Origin of the sequence: Streptomyces sp. NPDC058052, assembly GCF_042885515.1 — a bacterium.
GTDB lineage: Bacteria > Actinomycetota > Actinomycetes > Streptomycetales > Streptomycetaceae > Streptomyces.
This window is the reverse complement of record NZ_JBHVRX010000006.1, coordinates 208481-223053: the sequence shown is the minus strand read 5'-3', so window position 1 is coordinate 223053 and position 14573 is coordinate 208481. Positions and strand designations below refer to the sequence as shown.

The 14573-nt window shown below is 71.3% G+C and carries 13 protein-coding genes; 6 read left to right on the top strand and 7 right to left on the bottom strand.

What is annotated here, in order from left to right; translation table 11 throughout:
- Positions 1-97 precede the first annotated feature (97 nt).
- The 6 genes from ACFVU3_RS11590 to asnB form a co-directional block, all read right to left on the bottom strand.
- Entirely contained in the window at positions 98-1051 is a 954-nt protein-coding gene (locus ACFVU3_RS11590) for an ArsR/SmtB family transcription factor (RefSeq protein WP_390065670.1), read from the bottom strand.
- Positions 1052-1079: 28 nt separating this feature from the next.
- Positions 1080-1364, bottom strand: coding sequence for a PqqD family protein (locus ACFVU3_RS11585; RefSeq protein ID WP_390065669.1), 285 nt, complete (start codon positions 1362-1364; stop codon positions 1080-1082).
- Positions 1361-2140, bottom strand: coding sequence for a hypothetical protein (locus ACFVU3_RS11580; protein WP_390065668.1), 780 nt, complete (start codon positions 2138-2140; stop codon positions 1361-1363). The genes ACFVU3_RS11585 and ACFVU3_RS11580 overlap by 4 nt, the downstream gene beginning before the upstream one ends.
- Positions 2141-2241: 101 nt before the next feature.
- Positions 2242-3489: an MFS transporter gene (locus ACFVU3_RS11575; RefSeq protein ID WP_390065667.1), complete on the bottom strand. Its 1248-nt coding sequence runs from the start codon at positions 3487-3489 to the stop codon at positions 2242-2244.
- The gene (locus ACFVU3_RS11570) at positions 3486-4529 is read right to left on the bottom strand and encodes a diiron oxygenase (protein ID WP_390065666.1); all 1044 of its coding nucleotides are present in this window, start codon (positions 4527-4529) and stop codon (positions 3486-3488) included. Before ACFVU3_RS11570 ends, ACFVU3_RS11575 begins: the two co-directional genes overlap by 4 nt.
- 11 nt (positions 4530-4540) lie before the next feature.
- On the bottom strand, positions 4541-6709 hold the full coding sequence (asnB, locus tag ACFVU3_RS11565) for an asparagine synthase (glutamine-hydrolyzing) (RefSeq protein WP_390065665.1): 2169 nt from the start codon (positions 6707-6709) through the stop codon (positions 4541-4543).
- Positions 6710-7263: 554 nt separating this feature from the next.
- Here asnB and ACFVU3_RS11560 point away from each other — a divergent pair.
- Genes ACFVU3_RS11560 through ACFVU3_RS11535 form a run of 6 tightly spaced genes read left to right on the top strand, consistent with a single transcriptional unit; the run spans position 7264 to position 13787 of the window.
- Entirely contained in the window at positions 7264-8865 is a 1602-nt protein-coding gene (locus ACFVU3_RS11560; RefSeq protein ID WP_390065664.1) for a B12-binding domain-containing radical SAM protein, read from the top strand.
- A gap of 51 nt (positions 8866-8916) precedes the next feature.
- Entirely contained in the window at positions 8917-10383 is a 1467-nt protein-coding gene (locus ACFVU3_RS11555) for a coproporphyrinogen-III oxidase family protein (RefSeq protein WP_390065663.1), read from the top strand.
- Positions 10380-11009, top strand: coding sequence for an HAD family hydrolase (locus ACFVU3_RS11550; RefSeq protein ID WP_390065662.1), 630 nt, complete (start codon positions 10380-10382; stop codon positions 11007-11009). Before ACFVU3_RS11555 ends, ACFVU3_RS11550 begins: the two co-directional genes overlap by 4 nt.
- Positions 10997-11776 (top strand): GNAT family N-acetyltransferase, encoded by a 780-nt coding sequence (locus tag ACFVU3_RS11545; protein WP_390065661.1) that lies wholly within the window; start codon positions 10997-10999, stop codon positions 11774-11776. Before ACFVU3_RS11550 ends, ACFVU3_RS11545 begins: the two co-directional genes overlap by 13 nt.
- Positions 11773-12807, top strand: a complete 1035-nt coding sequence (locus tag ACFVU3_RS11540) for a M20/M25/M40 family metallo-hydrolase (protein ID WP_390065660.1) — start codon at positions 11773-11775, stop codon at positions 12805-12807. Before ACFVU3_RS11545 ends, ACFVU3_RS11540 begins: the two co-directional genes overlap by 4 nt.
- Positions 12804-13787 carry a hypothetical protein gene (locus ACFVU3_RS11535; protein WP_390065659.1) on the top strand — a complete coding sequence of 328 codons (984 nt, stop codon included), beginning with the start codon at positions 12804-12806 and terminating at the stop codon, positions 13785-13787. The genes ACFVU3_RS11540 and ACFVU3_RS11535 overlap by 4 nt, the downstream gene beginning before the upstream one ends.
- Before the next feature lie 200 nt (positions 13788-13987).
- Here ACFVU3_RS11535 and ACFVU3_RS11530 read toward each other — a convergent pair whose 3' ends face one another.
- Entirely contained in the window at positions 13988-14491 is a 504-nt protein-coding gene (locus tag ACFVU3_RS11530; protein ID WP_390065658.1) for a hypothetical protein, read from the bottom strand.
- Positions 14492-14573: the final 82 nt, after the last annotated feature.

Sequence of the window (14573 nt, the reverse complement as noted above, 5' to 3'; positions counted from 1 at the left end):
GTCTGACAGCGCCCTCTTCCCGGTCCGGGGCGCCCGGCCGTCCCTTCCCCGTCCCGCCGGGCCGAGCCGGAGGGGTCGGGGGCGGAGGAGAACCGGCCTACGCCCGCCCGGGGACGCGTCGGGCGGGGTCGGCCGGGCGGCCGAGCTGTGCGACCAGGGTGCGTCCGGCGCCGTCCAGTTCGTAGAAGACCCGGCCGCCGACGCGCTGCTTCCAGGCGATGCCGGAGTCGGTCAGGACGGTGAGGTGCTGGGAGACCGTGCTCTTCGCCAGGCCCAGGGAGGCGGCGAGCGAGGTGGTGGTCTGCGGCGATTCCAGGGCGCGGACCACCTGGGCCCTCCCCCGGCCCAGGAGGATGGCCAGCCGGTCGTCGGCCTCCGGATGCGGGGTGTGCTCGGTCAGGACGTGGAAGTGGCCCGTGGCCCGGGCCTGGTACGCCATGGCGACGGCTCCCTCCTGGCTGCGGAAGAGGCGCAGGCCGCCGGCGAACGCGGTCGGCACCAGCAGGAGCCGGGACCGCGTCACGGTGAGGTCCAGGTCCTGGTGGGAGGGCGCGGTGAGGGTGGGGCGCGACCACATGACCCGGCCGTCGAGCTCCCGCAGCATGGCTTCGGGGCCCTGGACCACCAGGGTGCGTCCCCGGAAGAGGGTCTCCTCCTCCAGGGACGAGCGGATGGCGGCCCAGTGCGGGGCGATCGCCCCGTCCCAGTAGCGCTCGACCAGGCTGATGAGGTGGTCGGTGCGCCGGGTGCGGGGGTGGGCGGCCCGCAGGTGCTCCAGTTCGTCCGTGAGGGTGGTGCGGTCGGGGTCGGGTACGGGGACGAAGTCCGGGTCGAGGAGCGGGGAGTCGCGCCGTCTGAGGGCGTCCACGAGGTCGCGGTGGAGGTCGTGCGGCAGGCCGGGCCGTACCGAGCGGGCCCAGCTCGTGTACGGGGACGGGACCTCCCCCCGGTAGCGGGCGAGGAGGGCCAGGCTGCCGATCGCCTCCCACAGGGGGCTGATCGTCAGGCGGATCCGGTGGAGGCTGGCGTCGTCGATCTGGAGTCGGATCAAGAGGCCGGTGCCTCACCGGGAAGGGGGGCTACCACGTGACGATGCCCCTGTCGGTCATGTCGTCGAGGAACTCGCGGACGTCCGCCTCGACTTCCTCGGGGTCGGCGTCGTACTCGTCGGCGACGGCCCGGATGACTCCGGCGACGCTGCGCCGGCCGTCCAGGGAGGCGAAGATGGTGTTGGCGGGGCCGGTGAGGTGGAGGGCCTCGCTCTCCATCCCGATCACGAAGTCGCCCCGGACCAGGCGGATGCGGGTGCCGAGCACGCGGCGGGGGACGTCGTCGGGGTGGCGCGGCACGTGGGCGTTCGTCATGAGGTCTCCACCCGCATCGAGATGTCCTGGCAGATCGTCAGGACCCTGGTGATCCAGGGCCGGGGGTCGGCGGGGTCGTAGGTCTGCATGGTCTCGATCTCCCAGTACTCCTCGAAGGAGATCGCCGTCGGGGCGGCGGCCCTGAAGCGGTTGGGACGCCATTTGGGGGTCTGGCTGCCGTACTCGCTCTCGCCGTCGAGGAGCGCGTCGATGGAGTGCCCGAAGGCGATGCGCGCGGACATCGTCGCGGAGTGCAGGTCGCCCGAGTCCATCTGGCCGAGGGCGTCCTCGACGGCGTCGTCGGCCAGCACGAGGGAGCGGACGACGGTGAAGGAGCGGAAGGCCGTCCCGGCGAGCTTCTTCCTGGCTGCGTCGAGCCAGTCCTGTCCGGTGAGGGGAAGGCTGATGAGCAGGCGGGCCAGGGACTGCTCCTCCTTCCTGACGAGGGTCGTCTCGGCGACGGTGCCCGCCTCGTACGCCTCCCAGGAGACCTTGGCGAGCATCTGCTCGATCTGGCTCTCCAGCCAGTAGGTCACCTCCCAGCGCTTCCCCGACTCGAAGAAGACCTCGCTGCGGGAGCAGGGGGGGTCGAGCGGCAGGGGGGTCGCGTTCGGCGCGTCGGGCAGTTCCCGGGCGTCGAGGACGACGTAGATGTCGTAGTCGCTCCGCGCGTTGTCCCAGCCGCGCGCGGTGGAGCCGACGAGGTACGACGCCAGGGCGTTCGCGGGGAGCAGGTCTCTCGCCCGGAGCGGCGCCAGCCAGTCGTCCGTGGTCATCTTCCGCATTGCACGCGCCTTTCGCCGAATGACGGTCCGGGTCCTGCTGTCACGGTCGTGTCTCCCCCGTGGGTGGGTGGCCGCCGGGCGGCGGACGTGTGTCAGTCCTGGTGGTCGTCGCTCAGGTCGCGCCGGCGGCGGACCGAGGACATCAGGAGGATCAGAGGGGCGAGGAACGCGCCCGCGCAGGTGACCCACAGGGCGGTCCGCAGGCCGGCGCTCGCGGCGAGCACGCCGCTCAGCGCGGCGCCGAGGGGCAGCGCTCCCCACGAGACGAAGCGGACGGTGGCCATCACCCGGGAGAGGAGTTCCGGCGGCGAGTCCGTCTGGCGGTGGGTCCTGGTCATGATGCTGCCGATGACGACACCGAAGGCGAAGCCGGCCGTGCCGAGCCCGAAGAAGTAGATGTTCGAGAACGAGGTCGTCAGGGGGATGAGCAGGGCCGCCGCGCCGCCGAAGACGCAGGCGGCGATGACGGCGCGGGCCGTTCCCAGGCGCGTGGCGAGCTTCGTGGCGACGGTCGAGCCCAGCAGCGCACCGACTCCGTCCATGGCGATGACCAGGCCGACGACCGTGGGCGAGGCGTGCACCTCGCGCACGAGGTACAGCGGGGTGAGGGCGACCAGGGCCGCGTTCACGAAGTTCATCCAGGTCGCCCAGATGAGGCAGGGGCGCAGCACGGGATGGCGGACGACGTAGTTCCAGCCCTCGCGGATCAGCTGTGTGGCCTTGACGTGCGGCTGCTCCGGCGGCGTGCGTTCGGGCAGGGTGCGCAGCGTCAGTGCGGAGAACAGGTAGCTGAAGGCGTCGAGGGCGAGCACGCCGACGGGGCCGGTGAGCTGGATGAGCACACCGCTCACGGAGGGTCCGCCGGTCTGGGTGACCGCGAGGGTGCCCGACATCAGGCTGTTGCGGGAGCTGAGCTCGTTCTTGTCGATGATGGCGGGGAGGAAGGTCAGGTTGGCGACGCCGAAGAGCACGGTGGCGAGGCCGCTGACGAACGCCGCGATCATCAGATGGGGGAAGGTGAGGTGGCCCAGCCACCAGGCCACCGGCACGGAACCGATCGCCGCCATCCTGACGAGGTCCAGGGTCACCTGGAGCCCGCGGAGCGGGTAGCGCTGCACGATGACGCCGGCGGGCAGGCCGAGAATCAGCCACGCCACCCGGCTGGTGGCGACGAGCAGCGTCGTCTCCAGGACCGACGCGTCGAGCGCGGTGACCGCCACCAGGGGCAGGGCCACGGTGGTCATGGCCGAGCCGACCTCGCTGACCGTCGTGGCGAGCCAGTACCTCCTGAACACCTGACCCGCGCCCGTCTTGGCGGGTGCCGTCGTCTGCGTGGTCATGCCGTCACCTCCCTGGGGACGCGGCCGGCCTTCTCGGCCTCATGGGGGATGCCGACGAGCCCGGCCTCCTCGAAGGAGGAGAGTGTCCGAGAATCGCCGAGCGCGCCTACCTCGGTGAAGTAGTACGTCAGTTGGGCGGCGGCCTCCGCGATGCTCCGCCGCACCTGGTCGGCCGGCCATGCCTCCGAGACGACCTGGTCGATCTCGTCGCGGCTCAGCCCGGCGCCGGCCAGCTGGTGGGCGGCCCGCTCGTAGTCGGGCGCGAGGAACGCGTGGATCGCGGCGGGCACGAGGGGGCCCACGGCGCGCCGTTCGGACGGCGTCAGGGCCGGCCAGAGGCACTTGAGGACCGAGCGGAAGTAGACGTGGTGCCGTCCCTCGTCCTCGGCGTGGTCGCGCACGAGCTCCCGGACGGCGGTGGGCAGCCGGTCGTCGCGCGGGAGGTCGGAGAGGATGCCGGAGATCAGCGTCTCGCTGACGATGGCGAAGAGGAGGGACTCCACTCCTCTGAGGCCGTGCGGCAGGCGGTGCCGCAGCTCGTCGAGGCGGGTGACGAAGGCGGGCCCGGCGGGGTTCTGCGGCCCGAGGCGCGGGCAGCCCGTCTCCGTCGCGATCTGCCGGGCGAAGTCGTCGGAGAACTGGGCGTGCCACGCCTCGTCGGTGACGATCTTGTGGGCGTCCGCCCGCATCTGTTCGGGCAGGGCCAGGCCGGAGCGCCCGCGGCTGATCTTGGTCGCGACGGGGATGACGGCGAGGTTCTCCAGCTCGGTCGTGAAGTCGAGGTAGTCGTAGAGGCGTTGCAGCAGCAGCCCGGAGACCACGGCCTCTCCCCGGGCGGCGACGAGCGGGTGCAGCACCACCGGATACAGCTCCGGCGGGAAGTAGAGGCCGGCCGGGTCCGCCTCGAACTCCCGCCGGGGCTTCCTGCGCACACTGGCCAGGCTGTCCCAGCGGGCGAAGCGGCTGGTGTAGTCCCGGCCGTGCGGCCGGGCCTCGGCCGGTCCGCCGAGCAACTGCTCCTTGAACGCGTGCAGGTACATGGGGGCCGCCTTCACCCCGCGCTGGCGAGGAGCCGCTGCTCGAAGAGCGTGTCCAGCTCCGGCTTGACGTCCTCGAAGGCCACGCCGGCCTCGGCCAGGACGGCGGCGAGGGTGGACTCGCCGTCGACGAGCCGCAGGACGGTGAGGATCGGGGTCTCCTCCTCCAGGACGAACTCGATCTGGCCCTGGTCCGTCAGGTACCAGGTGCCCTCGCCGTCGGTGAGGAGCAGGACGTCGTCGCCCGTCGTGGGGATCCCGTCGAGGTCGTAGGCGGGGGGCTTCGCGAAGAGGTCCTCGGTGTCCGCGACCGGGTCCTGCCCCGCGGGCAGGGAGATCCGCAGCGGGCCGGCGGACAGGTCCTCCAGGCGGGGCGGGCTCGCCACCAGGTCGGAGAGGAGGCCCATGTTGACGATCCGCATCAGGAGCTCGACCGACGCCGAGTCCGTGTCCCGGCCGGCGAAGCGGGCGAGCTGCCGCCGGATGGCGACGGCGTCGAGGTGGTCGCCGGCGCCCGGGGCGGCCAGGGCGCGCTCGATCAGTTCGTGGTCGTCGGCACGGAGCAGGTTCACGAGCATGCGGTACGCGTAGTGGGTGCCGGGGCCGTAGAAGAACGGGCCCTTCGGGCGCTCGGCGATCCGCTCGGGCAGCAGGGACCCCACGCCGTCGCGGAGGATCCGCTTGTCCCACAGGAGACGCGGCCGCAGGCGGTCCGGGATGGACGCGGTCAGCTCGACGAGCCGGTGGTCGAGGAAGGGGACGCGTGCCTCGATGCCGCTGCCGGCGGCGGTGCGGTCCTCGTGCCAGACGTTGTACTGCTGGATCTTGCGGTACTCGGACTCCACGTAGGCGCGGTAGGCGTCCCCGCCGCGGGCGCCCCGCGGGTCGCGGAGCATCCGCTCCGACAGGAAGGACTCCCCGCCGGACCACCAGTGCCGCAGCTCCGGGCGTCCGTCGAAGCGGGTCTCCCGGTCCATCCCCTCCAGGTTGGCGAGGAAGCGGTCCCAGTCGCCGCCGATGTTGTCGGAATAGCCGCCGTTGAACTCGTCGCTCGCGGCTCCCAGGAGCATGCCGCGGAGTTCCGGGCGCTCGCTGCGGGCGAATCGGTGGAGTTCGTGCTTGTAATAGATCTCGACGCCGGTCAAGGGCGTCTCGGTCAGCCAGAGAAGACGTGTCCATTCCTCCGGAGTGGGCACGTGGTCCGGGCCGAAGACGACCTGGTGATTCGGGGCGCCGAGTTCTCCTGCGAGCCAGTGCGCATTCTCGGAGTCGCCGTTGAGGCGGGTCCCTCCGGAGAGCGCCGTGAACGAGTGGATCTCCCCTCCCTCCGCGCGCGCGAGGGCCAGCACGATCGCGGAGTCGATTCCGCCCGAGAGGAAGAGGCCGAGTTCGGTGTCGGCCGTGGCACATTCCCGGACGGATTCCCTGAGGATTTCCCCGTAGCGCTCGACGAAGAAGTCCGCCTCGGACGTTTCGTCCCGCTCCGCGGGAAGCTCCCAGTAGCGGTGCCGCGTGGTCCTTCCGCCGTTCAGGTCGATGCGGAGGATCGTGGCCGCGGGAACGCTCTCCACGCCCTCGAACCAGGTGCGCATCTCGGGGCTGGAAAAGCGCGGGGCGGCGGCGACCGACGGGGTCGTGAGCGCTTCCTCCCAGAGGAAGCGGCGGGGCGTCGCCGGGTCGGCGAAGAGTCCCTTGATCTCCGAGGAGAGAATGATGCGCCCGGCGTCGCGGTGGTAGTACAGCGGCTTGATGCCGAAGCGGTCGCGGGCCAGGACAAGCTGTCCCGCGGCGCGGTCCCAGAGGATGACGGCGAACATGCCGCGCACGTCGCGGAGGAAGTCCAGGCCGTGCCGGCGGTAGAGGTAGAGCAGGACCTCGCAGTCCGAGCCGGTCTTGAGCTTCACGTCGGAGGGGAGCGAGGCGGCCAGCTCTTTGTGGTTGTAGATCTCGCCGTTGGCGATCAGGACGAGATTGCCGTCGTCGCTGACCAACGGCTGGGTGCCGTCCGCCGGATCGACCAGCGAGAGCCGGGTGAAGGCCAGGCCCACGGGACCGTCGCGGAGCAGCTCCCGCTCGTCGGGGCCCCGGTGGTCGAGGATGTCCGCCAGGTGACGCAGCAGGGCATCCGTCTCGGGACCGAGATTCCGCCCATCAAGCCGGGCTATGCCCGCGAGACCGCACATGTCCATTCCTTCGCATTCGCGTGTCCGCTTCGTGGGCCGACGCGGACAGGGTGTGCGCGCCCCTGGGAAGTGCGCGCACACCCGAATTGGCCCCTGAATTCAGAAGGCACGTCTGGATCAGAGGTCGCCACGCAGGATGGTGCCCTGCGAGACCGTCTTGGTGCCCGGCTTCGTGTACTTACGCATGCGAATCACCTCCCTCCCCCTGAATTTCCGGTTCGAGGGACCTGCCGGCCCCGGTGTCCCGGTGGCAGGAGCTAAGCACGGCCGCTCGCCGCCCTGCCACGGATTCGCTCCTGACCGAACACCGCTGTCCCATCCCCGACTTATGATCCCTCCCGGGAGCTACCGGGATCTGCCGGGATTTGTCCGTTGTGGGGGGTGTCGTACGCCCTGGTCAGCGGCCTGTCTCAGTGGGTGAGAAATTGATGGGATCTCCTTGTTCGCATGGAGCACGCTGTGCAGGATGCAACATGATCCGGGGGGACGGCGGCTTTACCGTCGAGGCACGTCGAAACCCTCTTCGTGCTTTCGAACTCCCGAGGTGGTTCGGTGTGAAGCTGCTCTTTGCCCCTTCTGGGAAACGGGTTATTCCGTATCCCCCGGTCGGTATCGCGATACTCGCGGCACAGCTCCGGGACAAGGGCATCGAAGCCGAGGTGTGCGACCTGGAGATCGAGCTCGCCGCCCGGCACGTCGAGGGCAAGGAGACGCTGCTGCACCGCAGGTCCTTAGATCCGCTGGAGACGGTCGCCGGCGAGCTGGACCCGGAGCTTCGGGCGTACGCGGACCACCTGTGGTCGCTGGCCGGTCCGGGCGGGCAGTCCCCCGTCGGCATCTCCGTCATGGGCTTCGAGCAGGTCGCGTCCGCGCTGCTCCTGGCGCGCACGGCGCTCGAACAGGGCCGGCGGGTCATCTTCGGCGGCCAGTTCTGGACGGAACGGTCGGCCTCCGAGGCGCTCCATCTGCTGTCGCCGTTCGGGTCCGTCAGTGTGACGATCGGGGACGGCTGGGAGGCCATCGCCGCGTTCGCCGCCGGTGCCGACGCCTCCGAGGTGCCCAACACGACGTCGAGCGCCGGTGCGGGCGAGGTGGTCGCGGGTCCCCGCGTCCAGGCCAAGAGCCTTCCGCCGCAGCCCCGGTACGACTGGGTCGGCTGGGACGCCTACGAGCGGTTCGGGTCGGCCACGTACCGGGACGACCGCCGCGTCCGCCGGGCCCATCTGTACGTGTGGGACAAGCAGTGCAACTTCCGCTGCGCGTTCTGTCGCGTCGCCACCGGCAGCCGTGCCGTGCTGACGCCGCCGGCCTCGGTCGCCGACTCCTTCGCCGGTCTGCGCGCCGCCGGTGTCACTCAACTCAACTTCATGACCAACGAGTTGAATCCGTCACGGACCTATCTCCTGCGGCTGCTCGACCAGATGGAACAGCACGGGGCGACCGGCTCCGACTGGTTCACCTATGTGCGCGCCGACCGTCTGGAGCAGGACGACTTCGCGCGGATCCGCGCCCTGGGGGGCCGGCTCGCCCGCTACGGCCTGGAGAGCGGGTCGCAGCGGCTGCTCGACCTGATGCGCAAGGACTACGACGTGGCCACCATGTCGCGCACCCTCAAGAACGCCGCGGCCGAGGACGTCTGGAACCACGTCAACCTCCTCGTCGGCTTCCCCGGCGAAGTGGAGGCCGACATCGACGACACGATGCGGTTCCTGGAGCAGAACGCCGACACCGTGCACTCGGTACGGATCAATCCGTTCTACCTGCCGCCGGACACGCCGATCGCGAAGGCGCCGGAGGAGTTCGGCATCCGGCTCACGGAGTTCGCCGCCGGCTGGTGGAAGTACGAGGAGCGGGACGGGTCGCAGCCGGACGCGGAGGCGGTCGTGCGCCGCATCGAGCGCATCTCGCAGGCGTGCGTGGACCTCGGCATCGGATTCGCGGGGACCGACCCCTTCTTCCTGCTCGACGTCATCTCCCGTTTCGACAGCGTGGAGAAGGCGCTCGCCCACCTGAAGGAGGGCTATCCCATCTTCTGGGTGCCGGCTCCCACGGACGTCTACAAGGCGGCCATCGGCGGGTACGAGACGACCGCCGACTGGCGGAAGACCGCGCTGAAGCGCGGCCGCAACTACTCGCTTTCCATCTGCACGGACTGACGCGCTCTCCCCTCCGGGGGATGCACGGACCGACTGATTGACGAGGGTGCCATGGTGATTCCTGCTGCCGAGCTACGCCAGCGGATCAAGGACGACAACGACCGCATGGAGCTGGACGCGGCCACCGCCGAGCGGATCGACGACATGTACGCGGCCGTGGACTGGCAGGGCCTGTCCGGCCAGGGCTTCGACAAGCGCGGCGACTACTGCTTCATCTACAGCTATCCGCCCGTGCGGACGCTGCGTCCCCTCGGGGCGGACGCGATGTTCGAGCGGTCCGAGCTGGAACCGGCGGCGGACGTGCTCAACGTCTACCTGCACATCCCGTACTGCAGCGGCATCTGCTCGTACTGCTACTTCGCCAAGGTGGTCGACAACAAGAACGCGCCCGTCCTCAAGGACGAGTACATCGACCTGCTCATCCGGGAGATGGACACCAAGCTGGAGCGGTACAACCCGTCCGCCGGCATCGGCACGGTCCACTTCGGCGGCGGCACCCCCTCGACGCTGGAGCCCCGGCAGATCGAGCGGATCATGTCGTACCTGCGGGGCCTGCCCCGCGGCGGCGAGCTCGAGGTGACGTTCGAGTGCGCGCCGGAGACGATCCACGCCGACCTCGACAAGCTGAAGCTCCTGCGGGACACCGGCGTCACCCGCATCAACCTCGGCGTGGAGAGCCTCGACGACCGGGTGCTGAAGATCATGGCGCGCCGGCACGGCGCCGACATGACGCTGCGCAGCCTCGAGAACATCCGCGAGGCGGGCTTCGAGAACGTCAACGTCGATCTCATCTACGCGCTGCCCGGCCAGTCGACCGCGTCCTGGGTCGACACCATGCGCGAGATCTGCCGCTGGGAACTGGAGTCCGTCAGCGTCTACCGGCTGCGCATGCACCCGATGAAGCGGATCTCCAAGCTGGAGCAGGACCTGTACCCCAGCTACGAGGACGGGCTGCGGATGCAGCTGGCGCACGGGCTGGTCATGGGGGACGGCGGCTACCTGCGGGTGCAGAGCCACAAGTACGCGCGGCGCCGAGACGTCATCCAGCAGCAGACCGAGCGCAAGCGGGGCGTGGACTCCACCCAGCTGCTCAGCGCCGGCTGCGGCGCGTACGGCTTCCTGAACTCCACGTTCTACTGGAACACCAAGTCCCTGGGCGAGTGGGGCGCCGCGCTGCGGGAGAACCGCCAGCCCACCTGGGTCGGCCAGAACCTCGACCGCGAGGAGCTGATGCGGAAGACGCTCGCGCTCGGCGTGCACACGAGCTCCGGCATTCCGCGGGCGAGCTTCGCCCGCAAGTTCGGGGCCGATCCGGTCGAGGTGTTCGGCGAGGAGATCCGGCGGGCCGTCGACGCCGGTCTCTTCGAGGTCACCGACGAGGTGGTGCGCCCGACCGAGCTCGGCTACTTCTTCGGGGACGAACTCAGCGTGCTGTTCTACTCGCCGGCCGTGCGGGGCGAACTCGACGCGCTCGGAATGAAATACGGCATGTTCTTCGAACAGGACAAGTACGCATGACAGATCAGCGCCACCCCATCGACACCGTGGTCTTCGACGCCATGGGCGTGCTGTACCGCAGCGCGGACGACGTCGCGGAGCTCCTCGTCCCGTACGCGACGGGCAAGGGCAGCCCGCTGGACGCGCCGCGGATCGGCGAGCTCTACACCGAGTGCAGCCTCGGCCGTTTCGACACGGACGAGCTGTGGCGGAGGCTCGGCGTGTCCGGTGCCTCCGACGAGGAGTACTGCGCGCTGCACGAGCTCACCGAGGGCACCCTGCCGCTGCTCGAACGGCTCACGGACCGGGGTGTCGGCCTGGCCTGTCTGAGCAACGACGTCAGCGAGTGGTCGGTGCTGCTGCGGCGTCGGTTCGCGCTCGACAAGCTGATCCCCACGTGGGTCATCAGCGGCGACATCGGCGCGCGCAAGCCCGCTCCGGAGTCCTTCGGCGCGCTGCTGGCCACGCTGGACGTGACCGACGCGCGGCGTGTCCTGTTCGTCGACGACCGGAAGGCCAACGTCGAAGCGGCGCGGGCGGCGGGGCTGACGGCCGCGCACTTCGGCACCGGCTCGACCTCGGACGACCTCCGGGAGGTCCGGGACATGAACTCACTCCAAGAGGTGCTCGACACGTGGATCTCATAGCGCTGCCGCCCGGCCTGGCGCCGGAAGCGGACACCGCGCGTTCCGTGGAGGACCTGTTCCGGGCCGCCTACCACGAGTACCACTACCTCGACGACCTGCACCGCACGGACCGGCACCGCTTCCTGGCCCACCGGGACGGCCGGGTCGTCGGCTACGCCACCGCGCGCGTCGTGGGGACCAGGGCCGTCCTGGCCAATCTGCTCGTCCACCCGTCGCTCCGCGGCTCGGGGCTCGGCCGGCAGCTGGAGACCGCCAGGAGCGGCCGTCTGCGCGAGCTCGGACTGTCGCTCTACACGAGCTGCACCTGCGAGGACGGGGGGAGCCAGCGGCTGAAGTGGTCGATCGGCATGCGGCCGGTGGCCCTGCGGATCGGCTACCGGCGCGGCGTCGCCCACGCGGGCAGCTGGGGCAGCTCGGTGGTGTTCACCGACGAGACGCCCGAGGTGGGCCCGGTCGGGGAGGACCGGATCCACGAGGACGCGGAGCGGGGGCGGACCCGGTGGATCGGGGCGGACCCGGACCCCGCGCCGCTGCGCGGGATCCCGGGCTACGTGGAGCTGCTGACCGGGGCGTCCGGCGCCGCCCGTCTGCACGAGGATCCGGGTGCGGTCTACGCGGGGGTGGACCTGGACCTGGAGACCGGCACCTGGCTGTACAGCTTCCAGCTGCGCAACGCCGCGTACCGGGCGGGGCTGGCCGAGCGGCCCGTGGTCCTGCGCGCCCCGGCCGAGGTCTTCGTGCCCGTCGAACCGCAGGAGGTGGCATGAGTCCCGACGGCCCCTCCCCCACCGCGGTCCGGTTCCGTGAGGACCTGGCGGCGCTCGTGGCCCTCGACACGGTCAGTCCGCTCGACGCGGCACGGCTGGAGGCGTGCGGCGCCGAGCTGGCCCGGCACGGCTGCGTTCCGGTCGGTCCGGGGCTGTTCGGCTACGGCGACCCCCGGTCCCGCGTCTGGCTGTACTCGCACGTCGACACCAAGCCGGCGGTGCCCCCGGAGGAGTGGACGGCGGACCCGTTCACGCTGCGCGTCCTGCCCGACCGCTGGGTCGGCCTCGGCGTGTCGGACGCCAAGTTCCAGCTGCTCAACGCGCTCGCCGCGGCCGACCCGGACCGCCACTTCGTCCTGGTCGACACGTGCGAGGAGTACGACGGCGACGGCGACGCCGCCGCGTATCTCGCCGCCCACCGCCCCGACACCCTGCTCATCTGCGACGGCGCCTACGCGGGGCACGAGACGTACGCGGGGCATCTCGGCCAGGTCGACGGCGAGTTCCTCCTCGACACCGGCCGGCAGCCGCTCCACCCCGCGCGCCGGGGCGGTGACGTCGCCGGGCGACTGGCCGCCCTGCTCACGGAGCTCGGGGAGAGCGATCTCGCCTGCACGCTGACCGGGCTCTCCGCCCCGCGCACGGAACGGTCGCTGAGCCTCCAGCAGGTGACGGTCCGCTTCGACCTGCGGTACGGCCCCGGCGACGAGGGCCGCGTGCGGGAACTCCTCGCCGGCCATCCGCACCGGATCCGGCAGTGGATGCATCCGGTACTGGGAACGGAACCGGCGGCCGCGGGCACGGGCGGACCGGCGAGCTCGGCCAGCCGGCTCGGGGTGCGGGGCCCGCTGGGCGTCCGCCGGATCCTCGTGGTCCCCGGCGCCGACCCCGACAACCGCAACCACCAGCCGGAGGAGTTCATCCGGCCGTCCCAGGTGGACCGGCATCTGCGCACCCTGCGGACGGTGCTCGGCGCGCTCGACCGGGAGACCGTCCCCACCGCTGACCATCGAGAAGGGCACGACAGATGAGTGTGAGCACCGCCTCCGCGCGGACCGCGGACGGAGTGCGCCTGCGCATTTGGGGTCTCGACACCGAGCTTCACGGGTTCACCGAGCGCGAGGTCGCCGAGGTCGAGGAGACCTTCGCCGGGTCGGTCGCCCCGGCGGACGACGCCGGTCCGGCGTCCGCGGACCTGATCCTGCGGCGCGGCACCACGGCCTCCCCGGAGCGGTCCGGGCGGCGGAGGTCGCGTCACCGGGGCGGATCCTCGGCCCGCAAGTTCTTCCTGGACGGCACTCCGTACCGGGCCGAGGAACAGCACCGTGACATCACCGTCGTGTCGGAGACCCCTGGTCTCGACGTCTACGCCGAGGGTCCCGCCCGGGTGGAGGTGCGGGGGAACACCGTGACGGTGTCCTGCGACGGGCCCGTGCCGCCGATGCTCCTCGCGGACATCGTCGAGGACCGGCTGCTCAGCCGGGTCCGTGCCGTGCCCGCGGTGCAGATCCACTGCGCCGCCTGGCTGCGGGACGGCCGCGCGTCGCTCATCACCGGCGACTCCGGGGCGGGCAAGACCACCACCCTCTTCTCCGCGATGCGCGACGGCGGCGTGTTCCTCAGCAACGACCGCGCGTTCCTGCGGATGCACGAGGGCCGCCTGGAGGTGCGCAGTTTCCCGCTGCCGGTCAACGTCGGCTGCGGGACGATCCGTTCGCTCGGCCTGGATCTGCCGGACCACGGTCTCAGCGACCACGACAAGATCCGCCTGCGCCCCGCCGAGGTGGCCGAGCGCTTCGCCGCGGACTGCGAGGGCTGGTACCCGCTGGACCGCGTCCTGGTGCGGGATCCGGCGGAGCTCGACCGCAACATCTACTGGGACGAGGACGACTGCCACCCGTTCTGGGTGCGTTCCTGGCATCCGGGACCGCTGCCCGCGGAATTCCGCGCGGCGCTCTCGGAGGCCGTGCGGGCCATCGCGGTCACCGCGCCCGCGTCCGTGCCGCGGTGACCGCGATGGCCCGTCGCTGAGCACACCGGGCCGCCGGGCCGGGTGGGACGCCGTCCTCGGGCCGCACGCCGCTGCCGCCCGAGGTGAGCGTCCGCCCCGTCGTGCCGGCGCCCGGCGGGCCGTCCCGGCCCCGGTGCCGGAGCCTGCCGACGCGCCCGGGCGTGCGCCGTCCGCCCCGCGCCCGTCCGCCGGAGAACCGCTCAGGCGTCGGCCAGGGAGGCGTGGAGCCGGCGGACGGCGCGCAGGATCTCGTCCCGGTTCTTCGCCCGCTTGATCCACGCCGGCAGGCGGGCCACCAGCGTCATCTTCCGCCCCGTCTCGTACCAGGGCGCGCGTTCGCGCAGCGGCGCCTGGACGTACCGGCGGATCAGATCGAGGTGTGCGAGGTCGTAGGCCCACAAGCGGCCGTGCCGCGTGTCGGTCTGGAGCCACAGCGGCACGCCGAAGTAGGGATCCGTCGCGGGCCCGGCCGTGCCGCCGGAGAAGAGGACGTGACAGCCGTTCCATCGCCGTGAGAATCCGCAGGCACGGCACACCAGATGCCGCGGCAGGAACATCTTCGGGATGTCCGGGCCGAGGTCCACGCCCGGCGCCGGGACCACCCGGGCGGCGCGCGCGCAGCCGGGGCACCGCACGATGATCGAGTCGAGATACTCGTGCTTGGCGCTGCGCGGATCGCGGAACCGGGTGGAGTCGGCGGTCATGGGGTGAGTATGCGGCCACCCCGCGCTCCGGCGCATCCGTGTTCCGCCGCTCGCCTCCGGGCCTGCCCGTCGACCCGGCGCC

Bases quoted from the DNA above. Each gene is read 5' to 3' on its own strand.
- ACFVU3_RS11575 (WP_390065667.1), bottom strand. From the start codon at position 3,489: ATGACCACGCAGACGACGGCACCCGCCAAGACGGGCGCGGGTCAGGTG.
- ACFVU3_RS11530 (WP_390065658.1), bottom strand. From the start codon at position 14,491: ATGACCGCCGACTCCACCCGGTTCCGCGATCCGCGCAGCGCCAAGCAC.
- ACFVU3_RS11585 (WP_390065669.1), bottom strand. From the start codon at position 1,364: ATGACGAACGCCCACGTGCCGCGCCACCCCGACGACGTCCCCCGCCGC.
- ACFVU3_RS11570 (WP_390065666.1), bottom strand. From the start codon at position 4,529: ATGTACCTGCACGCGTTCAAGGAGCAGTTGCTCGGCGGACCGGCCGAG.
- ACFVU3_RS11550 (WP_390065662.1), top strand. From the start codon at position 10,380: ATGACAGATCAGCGCCACCCCATCGACACCGTGGTCTTCGACGCCATG.
- asnB (WP_390065665.1), bottom strand. From the start codon at position 6,709: ATGTGCGGTCTCGCGGGCATAGCCCGGCTTGATGGGCGGAATCTCGGT.
- ACFVU3_RS11535 (WP_390065659.1), top strand. From the start codon at position 12,804: ATGAGTGTGAGCACCGCCTCCGCGCGGACCGCGGACGGAGTGCGCCTG.
- ACFVU3_RS11540 (WP_390065660.1), top strand. From the start codon at position 11,773: ATGAGTCCCGACGGCCCCTCCCCCACCGCGGTCCGGTTCCGTGAGGAC.
- ACFVU3_RS11555 (WP_390065663.1), top strand. From the start codon at position 8,917: ATGGTGATTCCTGCTGCCGAGCTACGCCAGCGGATCAAGGACGACAAC.
- ACFVU3_RS11580 (WP_390065668.1), bottom strand. From the start codon at position 2,140: ATGACCACGGACGACTGGCTGGCGCCGCTCCGGGCGAGAGACCTGCTC.